This window comes from Biomaibacter acetigenes, from assembly GCF_003691585.1.
Classification (GTDB): Bacteria; Bacillota; Thermosediminibacteria; order Thermosediminibacterales; family Tepidanaerobacteraceae; genus Biomaibacter; species Biomaibacter acetigenes.
The window spans coordinates 2,870,324-2,886,163 of record NZ_CP033169.1; the positions used below are offsets into that span (position 1 = coordinate 2,870,324).

Sequence of the window (15,840 nt, forward strand, 5' to 3'; positions counted from 1 at the left end):
ATTTCCCTTATCCCTATCTCCTTTTTTCTTCCTATTTTCAGCCTCATTTTAGATAAAAAAGTCGTGTCAAAAGTAAGGATAAATAGGGATAAGTTTCAAGGGAAAAGGGGAAAGTTTAATCAATATCTTTCATCAATACACCATTCAAATCCAATAAAATCAATACTTTTACCCTTATTCCTTTCTCCTTGAGCCTAAAAAAGCCATGCAGCAATTCAGGATTTCTCCTGCATTTACAGCATGACTTTTAACATGACTTTTTTATTTTTGATACGACTTTATTATTCGTGACACGAGTTTTTTAGGGTTATACAACTATAATTATCAAGACTTATGGATATGAAGCAATTAAAAACCATTAAATAACTCCATTCGCACTGCCATATGAAATCCACTCAATTCATCAGATGTCTTTTTGCAAAATTTTAAATAAATCTACTATTTTATCAGGCTTATGATTAGAGTATATTTTTTTAGCATCTCCATTACTATCTTCAACATTTAGTGTAATTGTTTTTTTGCCCTGTTCTATTTCTTTTTGAATTCCCTGCATTGTATTTTCTCTAAAAAAATTCTTATTTTTATCCTTATTTTTGTCTTTGCTAATGGGATATCGAAAATAATCACTTACACTATCATACCCATTTATTTTGTTTATCCATTTTTCAAATTCATCATTAAATTTCCATATTGTTGTAGTATTTTTACTCAAATAATCCTTATTACTTTTAATAAGAAAATTAAGATAAATATATAAATCCTTTATGTTATGCGTAGTCTTCAATAATATCCAAGTTCCATTATTAAGTTTTATTTTCGGTTCTCCATTATATTTGTCATTATCAAAATTTAGTTTGAATTTTTTATGAAACAGAATGATACCTGATTTTAAAAATAGTTCTATGCAGTGTCTTCTTAAAAAATTAACTGGTAGAACTGAATACCAATCTTCTCTAAAATTCTCTGAACTACACAAATCATTGGCTGCTGCATAATATATAGAACCAATCATTTCATACCCATAGTCAGGGTGTTCCTCCAAAGGCATAAAATAATAGTTCATATTCATTCCTCCAACATTAAATACTTACAGTTAATTTATCATCCTATATACATCATACATTAAATTCCATTTACAAAATATCTTATAGGCTTTTGTCTTCAATTCTTATGCTAGAAGCATAATTATTTTTACTTACAACTTTATTTCCATTTTAATAGAACTTTCCTTGTAATGAAAGTACTTTTCTGTTTCTAAAATTTTTCGTCCATATCATTTTTGGAAACAGAAAAAATGGGCAATGTTATATATAAAAAGTAAATAATGTTCTTTCATAAATTTCCTTTAATCTCCATATGCCTTTAATCCTAAAATTGAACTAAACCCTGTATTCTCAATACTTTCCCTTGTTCCTTATACCTTTCAATATCACAACTTTATTTTATTTTTGAAACGACTAATTAAACCCTATTTTCTTCTCAAATCATTTCCTATTTCCCTTACCCCTTTTTCCTTAATCCCAACTATGTATAATCAAAATAAAATCACAACAAAATTCAAATAAAGTCCTTTCACTAACAGCCCTCAAACCCTTGAAAACATTGGCTTGTTATTATCTTCCGATTTCCCATTTAATTCCTATTTCCTTATTCCTCACTTCCTAAAGTCCTTGCATTTGCGCGATTTTAGGGTAAAAAATGAAAATAAAGTTCTTTTAGGTAAAAGAGTTAAGGGGAAAGGATTAAGGGAAGTTTTTATCCATTTCCCCTTCCATTTTCTTTTCCATTTAATCTTCTAATCCGTTGATTTTTCTGGGGTTAAGGCTTGTCTCTCTTTTCTATTTTAATGAGAATTTCTGATAAAAAAACATGGCTTAACCGAGATTCCTTATCCCTTTTAAACCATGTTTCCTCCAAGAACTTTATTTTCTTCATAGAAATAATTTGCAAAATGAAAGGAGTTTATTTGGGTTATACATATATACAGGGATAAGGGCTATGGGCTAAGGTACAAATAAAAACTACTTAATATATGAATTTTCTAGAGATTTTCTGAAATATAATATGTAGTTTGAAAAATTTATTTATATAGGTTCTTATACCAACTGTCTTTTCTCTCTCGTTTTATTTCAACACTGTCATTTTCAATGGAGTCACCAACTTGATATGCCCATACCTCAACATCATCAAGTAAACCTTCATATCTTTTTATAAACGTTTCTACCAGGCTTTCGCCTTTTTTATTAAAATCATCTTGGAAAACAATAATTTTTCTATCAGCAATTATTCTGGATAAATAAAAAATTGCCTCAATTGCCGTTGATATTTTCGCAGAAGGAAAATTATCATCTTTTGTCCATGTATAACTTTTACATTCTACCACAATAGAATTATCTGATGATACTAAATCAAACTTGTGAACTTTATTAATACCTACAATTAATGGCTTTTCACGGAAACTATCACTAAAAATACGATTTAAATATAAACCCACTCTATTTTCGAAAGCATCATAGAGAAGTCTTGTAAAAGCACGATTGTTATTATTATATAAATCTAAATAGTTATTTTTTAAAGTTGTTTCTGAATCTAATACACTCTTATTACTATATGTATCAGTAATACGATTTATTAATTTATCCTTCTTGCAATATGAACATTCATCTTTATACCGATTTATTGTGCCTTGCTTATATAATTTATTACATATGACATAAATAGTTTGACGTGGCTCAATCCCTAGTAATTTTGATAAGCAATCATCACAAAAGGACTTATTTCTACTATATAGAAAATCTATAATTTTTTCACTATGCTTACTCATTTTATACCCCCTTAGCATGTTGTTGCTACTCCATATACCATATCTCTATTTCCTTTTATTACTGTAAAAGTTTCTATAATAATCTTTAAATTCTTTTAAAACTTTAGTCCATTTAATGAGCCTTTCACCTAAATAATTAGGCTTTATACTCCATTCAATCTAATAATACATACTCTTTACCCTCTTCATCAATACAAATCTCATCATTATATCCATTTTCTTTTAGATAATCAAAAAAATACTGTCTCTTTAACCCTCTTCTTCCTATAGTAAACTTTCCGTAATTTCTTATCTCAATAAGATTGTTGTCTTCATATACTCTTGTATTAAAAGACTTTGAGAAGTAATATGGCAGATTTACCTCCAGAATCTGTCCTAAAGTGTTGTTACTATCCCCTGGTAATGTAGTTAAAATACCACATCTATTGATTTCACCTGTTGATGCATTACACCATTCTACTGTTGAAGCCCAAATAATATCCTCTTTATCTTTAATTTCATAGACATCAAGTTCTTCCAGGGAGCCAGATGGGTTTCCCCACTTTCTTTGCCCTATCCTTTTAAAGTTTGCTAACCCAATTTCTAAAACATGAAATATCTCTCTTGTTCTTTCTTCATTATCAACCTTATTCATTTATATCTCCTTTCACATTTAGTATTTCCTGTAAAAAGTTGTAACCATATCCTTTTCCATTCAAGAATCCTTTTATATCCTTTGAAATAAATTTCATATACCTTGGCTTAACTCCTGCTGTTTCTGCCAAATTCCATAATGTCATCGGTTTCCCTTGCTTCTCTAGTTCATCTATAGCCCATTTGATTTTTCTAATGTGAAATTCTTCCATACTTTCAATTGTAGACTCTATATATGCCTTAGTCAACGGTAGTTTTTCTCTCTTTTTAGAAAGCCACCCACTAATCCCTAATTTGCTCCCTATAGTTGTCCAAGTTATCCGCTCAGGCTTGCCTTCTTTCATTTCTCTTACTACTTCTTTTACTTGTGAAAGCAATTCAGCATCTCTTTTAGCCCAATCAACACTATTAACTTTTGTTTTTATCCTGCGATAGTTTTGTTTCAGCCATTCACTATCATATCTTTTCAGCCATGTATATAGTCCATCATTTTTTCTTCTTATCTGGTTGCTGCTTATATCGGCATATTGAACATGAAGTTTAAGCCATTTTTTATAACATATCATCATTGCACTTATTGTTCTGTTCCTTATCCCACCTTGTTTCCCCTTCTTAGAACTAACTTTATTCCAATAGAGCCAACTTTATTATTATAGAACTGACTTTATTTTCACAGAATCACCTTTATTATTTTATTGCCTCTCCCTTATTCCTTATCCCAAAAATCCTTACCCCTAACTATGTATATTTAAAATAAACTCCACTCCACCCACACCCCTCAAACCCTTGATTTTCCTATATCCTAATTTCTACCAGATAATAAAGTCCACTCTAAAATTCCTTAATTTCATCCCACTTATTAACACTTTTTCCTTAATCCTTGTAGTAATTTTTAAAATAAAGTCGGTTCTTTTTAGCAGCAAATTAAAAGGAAAATAGGGATAAGTTTCATGGGTTAAGAGTTAAGGTGTACATATTTTCAATCCATCTTTTCAATCGATATATCAATATTTTAATCAATATAATAATCAATGCTTCTCTCAATCCTTTTAAAATCAATACTTTCAAGACTGTAATCAGCACAATATTCTAATCAAAATTCTAATGAAAAATCAAATTCCTTAACCCTTACACCTTACCCCTCTCCCCCTACCAAAAAGCAAACCCCGCAGCAAATCAGGAGTCAGCCTGCATCTACTGCGAGGTTTTGGAACGAACTTTATTTTTACAGAGCGAAGTTTATTATTATGGAGTGGAGTTTATTTTGTATATACAATCCCCTTTTTATTTCTTATGCCTTTACTCCACCGTCACGCTTTTTGCAAGGTTCCGTGGCTTGTCGACGTCGCAACCGCGGGCGACGGCGGCGTAGTATGCCAGAAGCTGCATGGGTATTACCGCCAGGATAGGGGTGAGGATGGGATGGGTCTTGGGGATGTAGATGACGTCATCCACAGATTTTTTGATCTCCTCATTTCCTTCATTAGCTAGAGCCACCACAAATCCTTCTCGAGCCTTTACTTCTTTGATGTTGCTCAGAGTTTTTTCAAAGAGGTGTTCCTGGGTGACCGGTGCGATCACAGGGACACCTTCTTCTATAAGGGCCAGAGTGCCGTGCTTTAGCTCTCCGGCGGCATAGGCTTCGGCATGGATGTAGGATATCTCTTTGAGCTTCAGGGCCCCTTCCAGAGAAAGGGGATAGTCGAGACCCCTGCCGATATAGAATACATCTTCCCTATCGAAGAACTTTTGAGCGAGAGATTTTATTTTATCCTCATGGCCCAGTATGATTTTTGCCTGGTCAGGTAAGTTTTTCATGGCAGAGGTTATTTCCTGAAAATCCTTTTCGCAAATGCGGCCAAGGGTCCTGGCTATATATAATGCTATGAAATCCAGCGCAATGAGCTGGGTGCTGTAAGCTTTGGTAGAAGCTACGGCTATCTCGGGGCCGGCCCAGGTGTAGATGATATCGTCGGCTTCTCTGGAAACGGAGCTTCCCACCACGTTGGTGATGGCCAGCACCCTTGCCCCCAGTTTTTTGGACTCCCGGAGAGCCGCCAGGGTATCGGCAGTTTCTCCGGACTGGCTTATGATGATGACCAGTGTATTTTTATCTATCATTGGATCCCGGTAACGAAACTCCGATGCGATATCCACCTCTACGGGGACCCTGGTGAGCTTTTCTATTACATATTTTCCGACCATCCCCGCGTGGTAGGCGGTACCGCAGGCCACAATGAAAATCTTCTTGATGCCTTGAAGATATTCTTTGCTAAGATGCACATCATCCAGCTTTATCTCGCCTTTTTCCGGTAAAATTCTTCCTGCCATGGTATCTTTAAAGGCTTTAGGCTGTTCGTGGATTTCCTTGAGCATGAAGTGGGGGTATCCGCCCTTTTCAGCTGCCACCGCATCCCACTTTACTTCAAATATGGACTTTGCTACAGGATTTCCTTCGAAGTCGGTCACTTCCACTTTGTCTTTCGTGATCTTCACCATCTCGCCGTCTTCCAGAATATATACTTTGCGGGTATGCTGCAGTATGGCCGGAATATCCGATGCAATGAAGTTTTCCCCTTCGCCGAGGCCGGCGATGAGGGGGCTGGATTTACGGGCGGCCACTATGGTTCCGGGCTCCCGCCTGGAGATGACACCCAGTGCAAAAGAGCCTTCCAGCTTGCTTATGGTCTTTTTCATCGTCTCAAAGAGGTCTCCGTCATAGAAATGCTCAATCATATGGGGCACCACTTCGGTATCGGTTTCCGATTTGAAAACATGGCCTTCCGACTGCAGCCATTCCTTCAACTCCTGATAATTCTCGATGATGCCGTTGTGTACAACGATGAAATCCCCGGTGCAATCAGTATGGGGATGGGCATTCACATTCGAAGGCCTGCCGTGGGTTGCCCAGCGAGTGTGGCCGATGCCCACATGCCCTTCAGGGTATGCGCCGCCGAGCTTTTCCTCCAGCACTTTTATCTTACCTTCAGTTTTTATGAGATTGGTGCAGCAACAATTGTGTATGGCAATACCCGCCGAATCGTAACCTCTATATTCAAGCCTTTTCAGGCCGTCCAGCAAAATAGGAGCTGCCTGTTTATCTCCAACGTAACCAACTATTCCACACATAATCTTTTCCTGCCTTTCTTGTGATGTTGTCAAGGTTCGCGGCATTTTTGGCAAAAATCCATTACGGGGCATAAAACCGCATAATAGGATTTTGCAGCAAAATGCCCATGTATATACAATATCCACAATAATACAACCTGTTATTCCTGCCGAAATCCCTTTGTGCCGGCGATCACTCGCCGGTTTTGTGGACCTCTGTCGGTGGCAGGCCACCGTGGGGCATCCGCCGAATTCTTCGATAAACCCCAACCTCGTCAGCTTACCATCCATTCTCCGGGCGATGGCAAGCTCTGGCGCTTTTCTCGAAGTTCGATGTTCGAAATTCGATGTTCGAACATTACCTTCAAACATGGTAAAATAACTATTCGTTGTCTAAACTATCAAGCCTCCTTTATCATTTGTTTTATGCTTTGCTATCTTTTTCCATCACCCCCTTCAAAGATACTCTTAATCTAAAACGAAGGTAAAAGCCTTTTTTAATCAAATACGCAGCCGATAGATTTTTAATGCCGAGCGCATTGTGGAGCCTATTAGAAGCTCTTACCGCAGCTCTTCTTTTATCACTGCCGCTATATCCTCCGCTGTGCGGTTTATCTCGGCCTCATCTTCACCTTCCACCATTACCCTTATGAGGGGTTCGGTGCCCGATGGGCGTACCACTATGCGGCCCCGTTCACCCATGGCTTCTTCGGCTTTCTTTATGGCTTCTTCTATTCTTGCATTGCCGGCGTATTTGGATTTATCCTCCACTTTTACGTTCAGCAGCACCTGGGGATATACTTTCATGATTTTCGCCAGCTCCGACAGGGGTTTTTTCTCCTCCACCATGGCCTTTAGCAGGTTGACCGCGGTTATGAGTCCATCACCGGTGGTGTTGTAATCCAGGAATATGATATGGCCCGACTGTTCGCCGCCGAAGTTGTGGCCTCCCTTTAAGATCTCCTCCAGCACATATCTATCGCCCACTTTTGTCCTGACCATCCTGATAGCGGCCTTTTTCAGGGCCGCTCCAAGCCCCATATTGCTCATGACGGTGGTCACCACAGTGCTGTTTTTTAAAAGACCGCGGCGGTGGAGGTATGTGCCGCAGATGGCCATGACATGGTCGCCATCCACCACATCGCCCTTCTCGTCCACCGCTATCAATCGATCTGCATCACCGTCAAAGGAAAGGCCTACATCGGCACCGATTTGTTTCACAAAACTCGAGATGGTTTCGGGATGGGTAGAGCCGCACTTCACATTGATATTGCAGCCATCGGGCCTGTCATTTATCACATAGACCTCGGCACCCAGAGCTTTCAGGGCAGACGGGGCTACCCTGCAGGATGCTCCATTGGCACAGTCCACGGCTATCTTTAGCCCCGAAAAATCCATACCTGCCACGGTCTTGACAAAATTTACATATGGTTCAAGGCCGTTTTCCTCCAGGACTCTCCCCACCTCAATCCCCGTGGGATTTGGTATTTGCCCGTCGGGATTTTGAACCAGGGCTTCGATTTCGTCTTCCATGGCATCGGGAAGTTTGTAGCCATCTTTGTCAAAAAATTTTATACCGTTATATTCCACAGGGTTGTGGGAAGCGGATATGACCACTCCCGCATCGGCATTAAAATGGCGTGTAAGATATGCTATAGATGGTGTGGGCATGATACCTACTTTTAACACATCGGCTCCGGCAGAACAAATACCCGCTATCAGGGCTGATTCCAGCATATCCCCGGATATGCGGGTATCTTTGCCCACCACTATGACAGGTTTTTTATGAGTTTCTGAAAGCACAAAAGCTCCTGCTCTTCCAAGATAATAAGCCAAAAGGGGGGTTAAATCCTTGTTGGCAACTCCCCTCACTCCATCGGTTCCAAAAAGCCGTGACATTAAATTTCTCCTCTCCGTAATATCATCATATGCACTATATGCGCCGGATGGTAACCTTTATTACATCTGGCTCAATTTTCTGTATGATGTAGGGCATTGGAGCCTCCGCATGGATTTTAAGGGTATGTTCACCCTCGGAAAGCCCCGCTGCATCCACATAAACTTTTATTATATTATTGTTTACTCTATCAATAATACTCTCAGGACCATTCACTGTCAATATTATGGCTTTATTTTCCATTTCCGCCTGCAAGTCTAAAGGAAGATCTTTTATGCTGATATCGTTGGGTCCCAGGTTTAAAGACCTGGAAGATAGTTTTTCTATCTCCACCGTTACTCTAACAGTATTGCTGTTTTCGCCAAAGGTCTTAAGGGTCTGATTAAAAGTCTTCACTCCTCTGGGCAAAGCTAGTTTTACTTCTTTCGTAATAGTCTGGGCATATCCCTGAATACTCAAGGGTTCCGTGCTTACAGTCTGAAGCTGATTCAAGATTTCCCGCGGTGCTGTTACCGATATCATCGGCGGTTCTACTCGCACATCCTTTATAATATATCCTTCGAGAGGGGCTCCCTTTATGTTGGGGGTAATAGATACACTGCTCACAGGCACTATGGGCACAGTTACCTCTACCATATCGGGCCTGAATGAAATATCTTTCTGTTCTTTCCCCTGGGAATCCAGTACTCTTAAAGGCAATGTAGTCACAACGGTAGCATCTTTACCGGATATATCTACCTGGGCAGATACAGTCTTAATGGCATTTACACGGCTTCTAGGACCTTTTACCACCACTGCCTGCGGTTTGGCCGTGGCTTGTGCCCAGTCAAACCCTTCGACGGGCACCCCCTTCACATCTACCGAAACCGGCATCTGTTCTTCGATGATGCCATCCAGTGACACCATGATTTCTTTTGGGGAAAAGTCCAGCAGTTCTATGTTCCCCGGCACGCTTACGCTCACCGGAAGCAGATTTTCTCCTTCCATGCGGCCCCTCAAGTTTACCTCTGCATCTATATCCTGGGGTTTTAAGTCCGCTATCAAGCTGCGGCGGCCCTTGACTTTTACATTTACAAAGAATTTCTGAGAATCATCAAGCAGTACGAACTTATTCTGGTCAAGGTTTGTGAGTTTAACCGGCACATCTCTCACCACATAGGTAACCTGGGGATTTTGCTCGTTCATCACGTACATCCACATGACAAGGGCTGCTACTACGGATATTATCTTTATCGCAAGGTCGCTTGAAAAAAACTTACCCATTGGACCTCCTCCAGTACCACAGGGATGATTTCTTTTCCTTTATCTGGTAAATATCTTTCAGCATATTCTTCAGGGTCTTAACATCCAGGTAGCGGCTCAGCTTGCCTTCCCTGGCCACGGAAATGACACCGGTTTCCTCCGATACAATGATGGCCACCGCATCGGACTGCTCAGTAACACCAAGGGCTGCCCGGTGCCTGGTGCCCAGTTCCTTGCTGAGGTTGGGGTTTTCGGTGAGGGGAAGATAGCAGCCTGCAGCCATGATCTTATCGTTTCTGATGATTACTGCTCCATCGTGCAGCGGAGTATTGGGAATAAATATGTTTATCAAAAGCTCGGCAGTAACATTGCCGCCTATCTTTATACCGGTTTCGATGTACTCATTTAGGCCTGTCTGCTTTTCCAGAACCATAAGGGCGCCTATCTTATCCTTAGATAGTTCCTCGGCGGCTCCGGCAATATGGTCTATGAGCCGGTTTAACTCCTCTTCCCCCAGGCCCAAAAGCGGTGTGGAGAAAAACCTTCCTCTGCCCATCTGCTCCAGCGCCCTGCGGAGTTCAGGCTGAAATACTATGAGAAGGGCTATGGCTCCCACCGTCATAGCATTTTTAAGTATCCAGTTTATGGTATAAAGCCCAAGCCATTCGCTGAGTTTTGTGGAAACCACCAGCACCACAAGGCCTTTTAAAAGCTGTACGGCCCTGGTTCCGCGGATAAGCTGAATGGCCTTAAAAGAAACATATGCCACAATGGCAATATCTAAAAGGTCCATCAGGCGAAAACCCTTGAAAAGTTCAAAAAGCTGGAGAGACATCATTTCACCCCGAACAAAAATACTACATTATAATTATAACATTTTATTACGAATAAAGTATATTTAAGAAAAGATTTTATTAAAAAATTTTAACTGATTATAAAGAAAGGGTGGAACTTCATATCCACCCTGATTTAGTTTATGTTTTCAAGCTATGATTTTTGTGCCGAAGCGGGTATCGGCGGTGATTCCCAGGGCCAGCATCAAAACCGCCAGCCCGGATATGGCCCCCACGAAGGGCACCATTTGCACGAGCCAGAGCAGCACGGCCCCCAGGATGTACTCCACAAAAATGCCGGGTTTCAGGTGAAGCTGTTCATTGAGCTTTCTTCCAAGGAATATGCTTATCCCCAGGTAGCCGTAGAACCCGGCGGCGGCCACCAGCAGTAGGGCCAGGGGTATGAGCGGAATACCGATAATGGTTATGGCCATCAGAAAGAGCGCCATGGGCAGGAGCAGTATGGCAAGTATCCCTATGAGAAATCTCCTCCCCAATTCCTTATCGACTACATCGGCAGCGGCTTTTATGCTGTTGGGGAAAAGTATTATGGCAAGGGCACCGAGAGAGATAAGCCCCAGGAAATGCATTATTTTAAAAACATACGGAAAGCCCATGTTAAATATGGTTATGCCGCGTCTCCCGGAACCCCAGTGTATACCGTATTTTGTCACATTTTTTATTATGTCCTTTAACCCTTCCCCGACTCCCACCTGGGTGACCTTACCGTAGATTTTTGCGCTGTCGCTTCTGGTGATGCGGCCCCCCACGGCGGTTACATCCCCCATAACCTCTCCGTTTATGGTGACATTACCCATGATGGAAACTACATCGCCCATCACCTTGCCGTCAACGGTCACATTGCCCATGATGGCCACCGCATCGCCGAAAACAACCTCGTCTGTTCCCACTACCACATCTCCCTGAATCTGCACCCGGTCGCTACCTTCATCGGCCAGAGCTGCACCCGGGAGCATCAACACCATTATTATCAAAATCGCCAAAAACCTCTTCATGCAAATTCCCTCCATATTTTTACGTATTTTTACTACCTGTAGCTTCTGTGGGGGCCAGCAACCTCACCCATAGCGAAAATCCCACTATAAACACCCCAATGACCAGGACTGCGCTCATTGGATACTGCCTCCAGATCTCCGCCAGGATTCTCGCAGGAAAAGTAAGGGCTGATTGAAGGTCCATTATGACTTTTACTGTAAACCCCGCCATCCACAGAGCGGTATTTAAGATGCCGCTTACGCTTTTTACAACCATGACAAACCAGCCTACGGCGCCGATAAAGGCCGGGATGATATCTGCCGGATTGTAGGGCGCAAGCAGAATCGTCACTGCTAGTATAGCCAGCAGTAATGCGGGGATAGCCATCACAATTGGAATGTTTCTTTCGGCTTTTTCATTATAAATCTTTGTCATGACCTTTTGTGTGAAATTCTGCCCCGGTGACAGAAGAGGAAGGTCTGAAAGCATCACATACTGCCTCTGCATGGCCTCAAGAAACTCGGAGCAGTGTACGCATTTACTCAGATGTTGCTCAAGGTCCCGCTTTCCCCGAGCATCAAGGGCCCCATCCAGATATTCCATTATTCTTTCTTCATAAAAATCACATCCCACTGCCTTCACCTCCGTCAAGTTTTTCCCTCAGCAGTTTCCTGGCCCTGAAGAGCCGGTTTTTTACAATAGACATGGGCACGTTCAGCACCCGACATATCTCCTGGTAGGAAAGCCCCTGAAAGTGAAATAACATTAGAGGAACTCTATATTCTTCCGGAAGGTTTTGCACTGCCTGGTGAAGCCTTACAGCACTGTCGCGGGCTTCAGTGATTTCCTCCGGGGTCCCGGAAGATGCCGCCAGTATATCCTCTTCCAGCGGCGCCGCCTCTTTCCTTTTTCGCAGATAATCAATGCAGAGGTTGTATGTTATCCTGTAGACCCATGTGGAGAATTTGGTGCGGCCGGCATCGTATGTTTTCAGGCTCCTGTAGATCTTTATAAAGGTTTCCTGGGATACATCTTCGGCCTCCTCTCGAGAAGAAAGCATCCTGTAGGCCATGGTAAAAACCCTGTTCTTGTAGCGGTCTACTATAATGGCAAAAGCGCCGGTATCGCCTGAAAGCACCTGTTTTATTATCTTTTCATCAAGTTTTTCATCATTGGGCATTTTACCGACATAGTTTTCATCTGTCGCCTGCTGTGGGCACATGCAATCACCTGACTTTTAAAGCCTGTTTTTCCGGCTTCATATATATATACGGATGAATTTTGTTTTGGTCTGAAAGACCTTTGAAATTTTTCAGGAAAAGATAAGCAGGAGATGAGCCTCCTTCCTGCGCCTGATGAAACCCAAAAAAATTATACTATAAGCCGGTATAAACTAAAATAACTGGTTGATTAATTTTCATCAAACAATACTCCTAACATTATTTGCCGAAAAATGAAATGCTTCACTGTTTTCCAAGTGTGATATAATTAACATATGGAAGTCAAGTTTTGTGTTATGATCTGAATACATACAATATGCGGAGTATAAAATCTATGGAAAGGGTGAACATGATTGGGTTTTCGTGTGGAGCACGATCTTCTGGGGGAAAGGCAGGTGCCCGAAGAGGCATACTACGGGATCCACACCCTGCGGGCGATAGAGAATTTTCCCCTGACCGGGCGACCCATACATAAAAAGCTGGTAATGGCCCTGGTGACGGTGAAAAAAGCCGCCGCCCTGGCCAATACGGAACTTGGGTTTTTGCCCGAAAGCATCGGCAAGGCCATTACAGCCGCCTGTGATGAAATACTGGCGGGAAACCTGCTGGAACAATTTGTGGTAGACTCCATCCAGGGAGGTGCCGGTACCTCCTCCAATATGAACGCCAATGAGGTTATCGCCAACAGGGCCATCGAGATACTGGGCGGCAAAAAAGGCGATTATTCCATGGTCCATCCCATAAATCATGTTAACCTTTTCCAATCCACCAATGATGTGTACCCCACCGCCCTGAGGATCGCAGCCATATGGTTGTTGAAGCCCCTGAGTGAGAGCATGGCCCGGCTGCAGGAAGCATTGCAGCAAAAGGAAAATGAGTTTTGCGATTGTTTAAAAGTGGGAAGGACCCAGCTTCAGGACGCGGTACCCATCATGCTGGGGCAGGAGTTTGGCGCCTACGCCCAGGCCATCGCCCGGGACCGCTGGAGACTCTATAAGGTGGAGGAACGCCTGCGTCAGGTCAATATCGGAGGCACTGCCGTAGGGACGGGCCTTAATGCGGATAAAAGATATATCTACCTTGTCACGGAGAAGCTCCAGGACCTTACGGGCTTAGGCCTTGCCCGGGCGGAATACCTCATGGACCCCACTCAGAACGCCGATGTGTTCGTGGAGGTTTCGGGGCTCCTCAAGTCTGCCGCAGTGAACCTTTCCAAGATCGCCAGCGATTTGCGGTTGCTTTCCTCAGGCCCTCGGGCGGGGCTCATGGAAATAAACCTGCCATCCATGCAGGCAGGTTCTTCCATCATGCCGGGCAAGGTGAACCCCATCATCCCTGAAGCGGTAAACCAGGTGGCCTTTCAGGTCATGGCCAATGATATGGCTATAACGCTGGCGGCCCAGGCCGGGCAGCTGGAACTGAATGCCATGCTGCCGCTGATAGCCCACAATCTGCTGGAATCGCTGGAAATCATGGATAATGCGGTGAAAATATTCATAAAACGCTGTATATCGGGAATAACAGCCAACCGGGAACGCTGCGGTAAGCTCCTGGAAGAAAGCTTTTCCACTCTCGCAGCCCTAACGCCTCACATAGGTTATGATGCGGCGACGGTGGTGGCCCAAAAGGCGTTGGCCGAAAAAAAGTCCGTGCGGCAGGTGGTGCTGGAAATGGGGCTTATAGAGGAGGAAAAGCTTAACAGGTTGCTTTGTCCCTACGAGCTTACAAAACCCGGCAATTTCGAGGTTCGAAGTTAGAGTTCGATTTAAGACAAGGTGACGGTTGTCTTGTCTGATAAAATCTAGAAGCACTAGAACCGTACCCATGCTTCCAGAAAGGATGAGTATTATGGAAAATACATTGAATTCTACTCCTACAGCAAGTAGATTGCACATTGCCATCTTCGGCAGGAGGAATGCTGGAAAATCAAGCCTCATAAACGCCATCACCAATCAGGACATCGCCCTGGTATCTTCGGTGGCTGGGACTACTACGGATCCGGTTTTTAAAGCCATGGAACTTTTACCTATAGGTCCTGTGGTCATCATAGACACTGCGGGAATCGACGATGTGGGGGAACTGGGAGAGCTCCGGGTAAAAAAGACGTACCAGGTTTTAAACAAAACCGATCTGGCGGTGCTTATCATCGACGGTGAAACGGGAGTTACCGATTATGACATGGAGGTTTTAGCCAGGATAAAGGAGAAAAAACTTCCGGTAGTGGGAATTATAAATAAAAAAGATATCGCCGGCTATACCCCGGGCGATAAAAAAAAGTGGGAACAGCAGCTGGGGATAAGCCTTCTGGAAGTTTCGGCTTTGAATAGAGAAGGCATCGACGATTTAAAGCGCGAGATAATAAATAAAGCCCCCGTGGATTTTTCCGAGATCCCCATCATCAGCGACCTTTTAAATCCAGGTGATTTTGCGGTGCTGGTGATACCCATTGATAAAGCTGCTCCCAAAGGGAGGCTGATCCTCCCCCAGCAGCAGACCATAAGGGACATCCTGGACCATGATGCCATAGCCATCGTCACAAAAGAATATGAGCTTAAGGAAACCCTGGACAACCTCTCTAAAAAGCCCAGGATTGTGGTCACCGATTCCCAGGCCTTCCTGAAGGTGGCCGCCGATACCCCGAAGGATGTGTGGATGACATCTTTCTCCATCCTTTTTGCCCGCCACAAAGGGGAGCTGGCCCAGCTCGTGGCCGGAGTAAAGGCAATAGAAGACCTGAAGCCGGGGGACAGGGTGCTCATATCCGAAGCCTGCACCCACCACCGCCAGGCCGATGACATAGGCAAGGTAAAGATACCCCGATGGCTTCGGCAGATGGTGGGAGGAGATCTCCACTTCGAGTGGTCCAGCGGATTCACCTTTCCGGAAAACCTGTTGGAGTTCAAGCTTGTGGTGCACTGCGGGGCGTGCATGCTCAACAGGAGGGAAATGCTGTACCGCCTCTCCATTTTGAAACAAAAAAATATACCCGTAGTAAACTACGGGGTCCTCATAGCCTATGTGCACGGCATCCTGCCCAGGGCTCTGGAACCTTTTCCTTATGCACGGATGATGCTAAAATAAGTCAGT

13 protein-coding genes are annotated in these 15,840 nt (G+C 43.0%); 2 read left to right on the forward strand and 11 right to left on the reverse strand.

The features are described 5' to 3' along the window. Window positions 1-403: 403 nt before the first annotated feature. From D2962_RS14650 to D2962_RS14700, 11 genes are all read right to left on the reverse strand, one after another. Complete coding sequence (locus D2962_RS14650) at window positions 404-1,063, reverse strand: hypothetical protein (protein ID WP_120767156.1); 660 nt, start codon at window positions 1,061-1,063, stop codon at window positions 404-406. A gap of 1,017 nt (window positions 1,064-2,080) precedes the next feature. Beyond that, complete coding sequence (locus D2962_RS14655) at window positions 2,081-2,824, reverse strand: hypothetical protein (protein WP_120767155.1); 744 nt, start codon at window positions 2,822-2,824, stop codon at window positions 2,081-2,083. A 154-nt stretch (window positions 2,825-2,978) separates the two neighbouring features. Further along, complete coding sequence (locus D2962_RS14660) at window positions 2,979-3,458, reverse strand: hypothetical protein (protein ID WP_120767154.1); 480 nt, start codon at window positions 3,456-3,458, stop codon at window positions 2,979-2,981. After that, window positions 3,451-4,026 carry a TnsD family Tn7-like transposition protein gene (locus D2962_RS14665; protein WP_120767153.1) on the reverse strand — a complete coding sequence of 192 codons (576 nt, stop codon included), beginning with the start codon at window positions 4,024-4,026 and terminating at the stop codon, window positions 3,451-3,453. The genes D2962_RS14660 and D2962_RS14665 overlap by 8 nt, the downstream gene beginning before the upstream one ends. Window positions 4,027-4,756: 730 nt before the next feature. Next, the gene (gene glmS, locus D2962_RS14670; protein ID WP_122015814.1) at window positions 4,757-6,586 is read right to left on the reverse strand and encodes a glutamine--fructose-6-phosphate transaminase (isomerizing); all 1,830 of its coding nucleotides are present in this window, start codon (window positions 6,584-6,586) and stop codon (window positions 4,757-4,759) included. A gap of 540 nt (window positions 6,587-7,126) precedes the next feature. After that, complete coding sequence (gene glmM / locus D2962_RS14675; RefSeq protein ID WP_122015416.1) at window positions 7,127-8,464, reverse strand: phosphoglucosamine mutase; 1,338 nt, start codon at window positions 8,462-8,464, stop codon at window positions 7,127-7,129. Window positions 8,465-8,498: 34 nt separating this feature from the next. Continuing rightward, window positions 8,499-9,725: a CdaR family protein gene (locus D2962_RS14680; protein WP_122015417.1), complete on the reverse strand. Its 1,227-nt coding sequence runs from the start codon at window positions 9,723-9,725 to the stop codon at window positions 8,499-8,501. Then, complete coding sequence (gene cdaA / locus D2962_RS14685) at window positions 9,718-10,539, reverse strand: diadenylate cyclase CdaA (RefSeq protein ID WP_120767148.1); 822 nt, start codon at window positions 10,537-10,539, stop codon at window positions 9,718-9,720. The genes D2962_RS14680 and cdaA overlap by 8 nt, the downstream gene beginning before the upstream one ends. 147 nt (window positions 10,540-10,686) lie before the next feature. Beyond that, complete coding sequence (locus D2962_RS14690) at window positions 10,687-11,553, reverse strand: DUF8173 domain-containing protein (protein WP_122015418.1); 867 nt, start codon at window positions 11,551-11,553, stop codon at window positions 10,687-10,689. A 19-nt stretch (window positions 11,554-11,572) separates the two neighbouring features. Next, window positions 11,573-12,166, reverse strand: a complete 594-nt coding sequence (locus tag D2962_RS14695) for an anti-sigma factor family protein (protein ID WP_122015419.1) — start codon at window positions 12,164-12,166, stop codon at window positions 11,573-11,575. Next, on the reverse strand, window positions 12,156-12,755 hold the full coding sequence (locus D2962_RS14700) for a sigma-70 family RNA polymerase sigma factor (protein WP_120767145.1): 600 nt from the start codon (window positions 12,753-12,755) through the stop codon (window positions 12,156-12,158). Before D2962_RS14700 ends, D2962_RS14695 begins: the two co-directional genes overlap by 11 nt. 351 nt (window positions 12,756-13,106) lie before the next feature. On the opposite strand from D2962_RS14700, the gene D2962_RS14705 reads away from it, so the two are divergent. Together D2962_RS14705 and hydF are read left to right on the forward strand one after the other, a co-directional pair. Beyond that, on the forward strand, window positions 13,107-14,510 hold the full coding sequence (locus D2962_RS14705) for an aspartate ammonia-lyase (RefSeq protein ID WP_122015420.1): 1,404 nt from the start codon (window positions 13,107-13,109) through the stop codon (window positions 14,508-14,510). 103 nt (window positions 14,511-14,613) lie between these two features. Continuing rightward, a complete protein-coding gene (gene hydF / locus D2962_RS14710) occupies window positions 14,614-15,834 on the forward strand; it encodes a [FeFe] hydrogenase H-cluster maturation GTPase HydF (RefSeq protein ID WP_122015815.1) in 1,221 nt (406 codons plus the stop codon). Window positions 15,835-15,840 lie beyond the last annotated feature (6 nt).

What these genes read in the sequence shown, in the direction of transcription:
- D2962_RS14650 (WP_120767156.1), bottom strand. Translation starts at nt 1,063, where the DNA reads ATGAACTATTATTTTATGCCTTTGGAGGAACACCCTGACTATGGGTAT.
- D2962_RS14655 (WP_120767155.1), bottom strand. Translation starts at nt 2,824, where the DNA reads ATGAGTAAGCATAGTGAAAAAATTATAGATTTTCTATATAGTAGAAAT.
- D2962_RS14660 (WP_120767154.1), bottom strand. Translation starts at nt 3,458, where the DNA reads ATGAATAAGGTTGATAATGAAGAAAGAACAAGAGAGATATTTCATGTT.
- D2962_RS14665 (WP_120767153.1), bottom strand. Translation starts at nt 4,026, where the DNA reads ATGATGATATGTTATAAAAAATGGCTTAAACTTCATGTTCAATATGCC.
- glmS (WP_122015814.1), bottom strand. Translation starts at nt 6,586, where the DNA reads ATGTGTGGAATAGTTGGTTACGTTGGAGATAAACAGGCAGCTCCTATT.
- glmM (WP_122015416.1), bottom strand. Translation starts at nt 8,464, where the DNA reads ATGTCACGGCTTTTTGGAACCGATGGAGTGAGGGGAGTTGCCAACAAG.
- D2962_RS14680 (WP_122015417.1), bottom strand. Translation starts at nt 9,725, where the DNA reads ATGGGTAAGTTTTTTTCAAGCGACCTTGCGATAAAGATAATATCCGTA.
- cdaA (WP_120767148.1), bottom strand. Translation starts at nt 10,539, where the DNA reads ATGTCTCTCCAGCTTTTTGAACTTTTCAAGGGTTTTCGCCTGATGGAC.
- D2962_RS14690 (WP_122015418.1), bottom strand. Translation starts at nt 11,553, where the DNA reads ATGAAGAGGTTTTTGGCGATTTTGATAATAATGGTGTTGATGCTCCCG.
- D2962_RS14700 (WP_120767145.1), bottom strand. Translation starts at nt 12,755, where the DNA reads ATGTGCCCACAGCAGGCGACAGATGAAAACTATGTCGGTAAAATGCCC.